The organism is Psychrobacter pasteurii (assembly GCF_900162815.1).
Lineage (GTDB): Bacteria > Pseudomonadota > Gammaproteobacteria > Pseudomonadales > Moraxellaceae > Psychrobacter > Psychrobacter pasteurii.
The window spans coordinates 21,723-27,722 of record NZ_FUGD01000072.1 but is presented as its reverse complement, the minus strand read 5'-3'; the positions used below and the strand labels follow the sequence as shown (position 1 = coordinate 27,722).

General features: G+C 41.2%; 5 protein-coding genes. 1 reads left to right on the top strand and 4 read right to left on the bottom strand.

Annotated elements, in window-relative coordinates; all coding sequences use genetic code 11:
• Positions 1 to 302 precede the first annotated feature (302 nt).
• The 3 genes from A1232T_RS05750 to nhaA form a co-directional block, all read right to left on the bottom strand.
• Entirely contained in the window at positions 303 to 686 is a 384-nt protein-coding gene (locus A1232T_RS05750) for an MliC family protein (RefSeq protein WP_077448513.1), read from the bottom strand.
• Between the two features lie 295 nt (positions 687 to 981).
• On the bottom strand, positions 982 to 1,554 hold the full coding sequence (locus A1232T_RS05745; protein WP_244152395.1) for a DUF2799 domain-containing protein: 573 nt from the start codon (positions 1,552 to 1,554) through the stop codon (positions 982 to 984).
• Between the two features lie 125 nt (positions 1,555 to 1,679).
• A complete protein-coding gene (gene nhaA, locus A1232T_RS05740) occupies positions 1,680 to 2,885 on the bottom strand; it encodes a Na+/H+ antiporter NhaA (RefSeq protein WP_077448512.1) in 1,206 nt (401 codons plus the stop codon).
• Positions 2,886 to 3,204: 319 nt separating this feature from the next.
• Here nhaA and A1232T_RS05735 point away from each other — a divergent pair, with 319 nt between their 5' ends.
• The gene (locus A1232T_RS05735; protein ID WP_077448511.1) at positions 3,205 to 3,960 is read left to right on the top strand and encodes a TSUP family transporter; all 756 of its coding nucleotides are present in this window, start codon (positions 3,205 to 3,207) and stop codon (positions 3,958 to 3,960) included.
• 123 nt (positions 3,961 to 4,083) lie between these two features.
• Here the strand turns inward: A1232T_RS05735 and A1232T_RS05730 are convergent, their stop codons facing one another.
• Complete coding sequence (locus A1232T_RS05730) at positions 4,084 to 5,460, bottom strand: dicarboxylate/amino acid:cation symporter (protein WP_077448510.1); 1,377 nt, start codon at positions 5,458 to 5,460, stop codon at positions 4,084 to 4,086.
• Between the last annotated feature and the right edge of the window lie 540 nt (positions 5,461 to 6,000).

Here is a 6,000-nt window from a genome sequence, read left to right as displayed (position 1 = left end):
AGCGGTTAGCGCAATAAATATGACGTTCTCTAGTGGATGATAGAGGTTTTTGTTTTGGCGTCTTGGGTCATTGAGTTTGGCAAAGAACTCTCTTGGATCATTGAGCATAATAGCTACCTCTTATGGATCGGTTGCTATATTTTACTCCTTCTTTGACTTTTTGTAGTGCGATTGCCCTGTGTCAATTATATGAAAAATTGCCTTAATTTTTTCCATAAAAAAACAGCAACGACTTGAAGTCATTGCTGTCTTGTATACTTTGGCTATGTCTAAAGCTTGGGATTAAGCTTTAAATCAAAAGCTTATCTGCGCTCACAGTTAACGCTATATTCGTTACCATCAGCCCATTTAACGCTCATGATACCCATGTCACCTTTAGTGTGCCACTGGTAATCTACGTTTTGGCTTGCAGTATTTACATAGCGTGAACCAGAACCTGAAGTAGCAATGTCCATAACGACAGTTTGGTTGTTCCAGTTAGCTTTAGGCAGGCTTGCATTGATTGTCGCTTGCTCACCGTCTATTGAGTACTTAGCTTGTACAGTCGCGTCGTCTTCACACACAAACTGCTCAGGTGCCATACGGTCATAGGCTTTAGCTGCTGTCTCTGGCGCAGTAGTCGTTGGGCTAGTTGCACAAGCAGCCATAACTAAGCTTAGTGGTAATAAAGTTAATAGCTTTTTCATAAAGAAACTCCAGAAGTTATTGTAATTGAAGTTATTGTAATTAAAGGGACAAAAAATAGAGCAATTTATATTAATGTTGTTTTATTAAAAATCTCACTAAAAAAATCAATCTGAGGTCTATTATAATCGACATCTTACGGCTGTCTGTTACCTCTTGTCATGTCTGTTAGTGTTCTCTTCATGACTTTTGATTAAGTTGTGTAACAAAGCAATTAATCTAATCGCTTAAATCGCTGTTACTTTCAATAGCTAACAAGTTAAGCAGCCAACAAATTAAATAGCTAGTAGAACACTCTTAATAGCCATACTTTTTCTGCAGCTGTTCAATAGAGTACTCTAGGTTCTTTATGCGCTGATTTACCTTACTGGCTTTGGCGGGTAACTCTACCAAATAACTACGAGCTTCTTTTTCACTGCTAAAGTTTAGATTATCCCCACTACGCAGTTTATCGTAATCCTCTTGATATGTTTTTAGGCGATCTTGCTCGATACGCAGCTGTTTATTTAAAGAATAATATTGGCGGCCATCAGCATTAATACGCTCTAAGTTAGCGGTGACGTTGGCAGGACACACTGGGCTAATCTGAGTTCCTCTACGTCCAATCTGATAAGCATTGGTCTCGGTACAATATTGCTTTAACCCCTCTTTGCGACCTTGCTCCCAAGCCCGATAATCTGCAGCCACCCCAACCTTGGAACAAGCCTTATTATGGCTATTTAAATAATCCGGCGTCCTACCTGCAGCCCCATCAGCAAAGCCAATCGCTTGCCAATTGCCCGTCAAACACTCCTCTTTTGACAAGGTGGCACAACCCGTTAATCCAGACAATGCAGCGGCTGCTGTCAATAACAGATATCTTATTTTCACAATAATGTTGCTCCCTTTGTGAGTCCGGCCAGAAGAGTTAGGATTACCTTCTCTACTGGCCGGTATGGTTAGTCTATCTTGTCACAAACTTTAAGATTTATTTTATCTTTACAGCATGACCTTCACTAGCTCTTGGTTAAGTCTAAAGCAGTGATACCTGTTGCTGTCTCTTCTTTCAAAGTATGTTTTAGCAATAAATATCCTGCTACACCAGAAATAATAGAGCCTAAAATAATACCTAAACGAGGATCAAAGCCTTCAGTTACTCCGCCAAACGCTAATCCACTGATGAATAAGCTCATGGTAAAGCCAACACCACATAACAAGGACACGCCATAGATTTGCTTAAAGTCGGTACCCGTTGGCAAGGAGGCCATACCTGCTTTGATAATGGCCCAAGTCATTAGCATGATGCCCACCTGTTTACCGATAAATAAGCCGGCTGTAATACCAAAGGGTACTGAGTGGAATAGCTGAGCAAAGCCTGCGCCTTGTAGTGAGATACCCGCGTTAGCAAAGGCAAATAGCGGTAAAATCGCAAAGGCTACCGTGCCATGTAAGTCATGCTCTAAATCTTCTAGCGGTGAATGCTCAGGGTCATCAGTGTTAACCATAGGAATAAATAATGCCAGCAGCACGCCTGCCAAAGTGGCATGGACGCCTGATTTAAGCACAGCAATCCACATGATTATCCCAAAGAAGATATAAGGGGTAATCGCCGTGACATTACGCTTATTAAGAAAGTACAAAAAGGGCAAACATATCCCTGCTACCGCTAACGATAGTAAAGACAAATCACTGGTATAGAATAAGGCAATAATTAAGATGGCCCCAATATCATCAAAAATAGCGATAGATACCAAGAAGATCTTTAGGGAGTTGGGGACTCTGCTGCCCAATAAACTTAAGATACCAATGGCAAACGCGATGTCCGTTGCTGCAGGAATAGCCCAACCTGCCAAATACTCTGGGTTTTCGTAGTTAAATGCTACATAGACCAAGGCCGGTGCAATCATACCGCCAACTGCTGCAGCTGCTGGCAATATAATTTGCTTAATATTTGACAGCTCACCAATCAAAACTTCTCGTTTGAGCTCTAACCCCACTAAAAAGAAGAATACCGCCATCAACCCATCATTAATCCAATGATGGGCATCTTTATCAATAATAAGGTCTCCAACTTGCACCACCACTGGCGCATGAATAAAAGACTCATACCAATGGTGCAGTGGTGAGTTGGCAACGATCATCGCTGCGATGGCTGCAATAGCCAACACAATGCCGCCTGCCGCTTCATATTCAAAGAACTTTTTTATTTTTTGAAACACCATGCTTCCTCACTTGCTTGCTAATGGGCTGACTCTCTCGCCCATCAAACTATTTAATTTATTAATTTATCAATTCCGATTAATGTTAGCAGAAAAGTCACCCTTATCGAGATAAAATTTGAAATCCACAAGCCCCTAGTGTTTCAACTCGTTTTCTTTACTCAATAAATCATGGGCCTTATCCATAAATAACGACCCTAACCCTAAATCAGCAATCCATCACTCGCTGCCTATCACTGCGTGCTATAATTCACGGTTTGATTTTATACCGCCCAATGGTCGTCTTCGCCCTGTTTTTAACCTTTATTTTTGGACATCACTTATGGATTTTTCCTTAACCCTTGAAGTTATTTTGATGTTAACCGCAGTGGCAGCTGTCGCAGGCTTTATCGATGCCATTGCCGGTGGGGGCGGATTACTGACCATTCCGGCGATGTTACTGGCCAATATTCCGCCAGTCATGACCTTGGGAACCAATAAGCTTCAGGCGGCTTCAGGAGCGTTAACAGCCTCTATTACCATGATAAAAAAGGGGGTGGTCAAACCAGCTACCATGAAGATGGCAATTGCTGGTGCCTTTATAGGCTCAGTGATTGGAACCATTGCAGTACAAATGTCACCGCCTGATATGCTAGAAAAACTCATTCCTTTTTTAATTGCCGCTATTGGTATTTACACCTTATTTGCGCCAAGTCTTGGTGAAGTAGAAGCTGAGCCGAGAGTCACTGAGTCTACTTGGCAACGTATTATTGCACCGCTAATTGGCTTTTATGATGGCTACGTCGGCCCAGGCACGGGGATGTTTTTTGCTTTAGGCAATGTGGCCCTGCGCGGCAGAGAAATCATAGCAGCTACCGGTACTGCGAAGATTTTAAATCTATCCACCAATATCGCCTCACTTATCTTTTTTATCTTAGGGGGCAACGTATTATGGAAAGTGGGTCTGGCCATGATGGTGGGTCAAACCCTTGGCGCTTTTGCAGGATCCCACATGGTGGTCAAAGGCGGCAGCAAATTAATTCGTCCAGTGATTGTACTCATGTGTCTGGCGATGGTTACCAAATACGTTATCGGTTAAGTCCTCTTATTACAATGGCGGTTATCACGGCTGAATAAATTTATCTACAAACAAAATACACAGACATAAAAAAACCCCAATATCGTATTGGGGTTTTTTTATAGAGATAACATAGAGCAAATATTAACGCTTGTTATTTAGCTCATCGTACTCGCTACCCATAATGCCATCACTCATGACATGAGCAAACTCTTGCTCACTTTCTGGATCAATGTAACCATCGAACACATCTTTCGTGCCAGCTTCTGGATCCGCATAGACATCTAGGTCCATTTTGCCTTCTGATTTTGCCACAATGGCCGTTACAGCGGCATCACCACCAACGTTCACAGCAGTACGTAACATATCAAGTAGACGGTCCACACCTAAGATTAGACCAATGCCTTCAATCGGTAAGCCCACTTGAGCAAATACCATAGAAAGCATAATCAGACCCACACCTGGAACCCCTGCCGTACCTACTGACGCCAGTACTGACATCAAGATAACCATTAGATACTGAGTAAGGCTTAAATCCACACCGTATAAGTTAGCGATGAAGATAGTGGCCGTACCTTGCATAATAGCCGTACCATCCATGTTGATGGTTGCACCAAAAGGAATGGTGAATGAAGCTACTGAGTTATCAACACCCATACGCTTGGTCACAGTACGTAAGCTTACTGGAATAGTAGCGTTTGAGCTTGATGTACTAAACGCAAAAATCTGAACTTCACGCATTTTTGATAAGAAGGTTTTTATTGATAATCCCGAAGTTAACTTCAAGATAATCATCATGGTAATAAAGAAGTGGAAAGCCAAAGAGCCTACCAACACTGCCACGTAACCAAATAATGACACCATCAAGTCTAAGCCTAGATCTGACATAGCTATTACTAACAGTGCAAATACACCATAAGGTGCTAAGTTCATAATGATGGTTACCATTTTCAAGATAACTTCATTAATCAACTCTAAACTTTGTACCAAACCTTTAGCCGGTCTACCAACCATCAAGATACTAATACCAATCAAGATGGCAAAGAAAATGATCGATAGCATATCGCCATTGGCCATGGCGCTAATTGGGTTAGAAGGGATAATGTTCGAGAAAACATCAATTAAAGGTGGCGCATCTTTGGCTTCAAAAGCAGTCTCAGGCTTCAGGTTCATACCTTTACCGATACCAAACAATGAGCCTAGACCAATAGCAGTTGCAATCGCAATTGCTGTTGTACACATATAAATAAAGAAGGTCTTAGTACCAATACGACCTAGTAAACGGATGTCACCAATACCACACACCCCACAGATAAGTGAGATTAGTACTAAAGGCACAACCAACATTTTTAATGAGTTAACAAACAGTTTACCGATGATGCTAAATAAGCCATTCACCAAGTAGTTGTTTACGAAGCTACCTTCAGCATTTAAGCCGGTGTAGTTGAAAATTAGGCCTAGGATAATACCTAGCACCATTGCGACCAGAATCTTACTGGTCAAACCCATATTTTTCCACATAACTCTATCCTCAATGCATAACCCTTGCAGCAAGTGCTCTACTCTAGAAAGCCACTTGCTCTCTTAAAATACTTGTTTAAAAGGGAGATGCTGAATTAATTCATTAGCACAGCAGTTGGGACAAAGAAAAACATTTTTAGAAAATAAGCACATTTATATCTGCTTCCTCTCTGCATCTGCCTTCTTATTCTGCTATAGAAGCTTTCACTACGACTTACTGCATTATCACTTCTCACTTGCCTAGTTTTGATAATAGGAATAGTGACAGTAAAAAGCTAACAGCCAGTCATCTTCCTTGTGAACATGAAGTCACACTGATTAACATCATTCGCTTTCATTGATGAGTAGAGAGTAGCCTGGTAAAAAACAACACTTAGGCCCTTACTTCTCAACCACCCATATTTCTCAACTAATAGTTACTCTAATGTAAATCTATGTGACTCCTTAGTATGAGGTCAATATAAGGTAAAAGTTACCTTTATCGCAAGTTATTTTTACAACTCCTATTCTTATAAGTTATTACTGCCACAGAAAAACCTG

Coding starts and splice junctions, on each gene's coding strand:
- A1232T_RS05730 (WP_077448510.1), bottom strand. CDS start 5,460: ATGTGGAAAAATATGGGTTTGACCAGTAAGATTCTGGTCGCAATGGTG.
- A1232T_RS05735 (WP_077448511.1), top strand. CDS start 3,205: ATGGATTTTTCCTTAACCCTTGAAGTTATTTTGATGTTAACCGCAGTG.
- nhaA (WP_077448512.1), bottom strand. CDS start 2,885: ATGGTGTTTCAAAAAATAAAAAAGTTCTTTGAATATGAAGCGGCAGGC.
- A1232T_RS05750 (WP_077448513.1), bottom strand. CDS start 686: ATGAAAAAGCTATTAACTTTATTACCACTAAGCTTAGTTATGGCTGCT.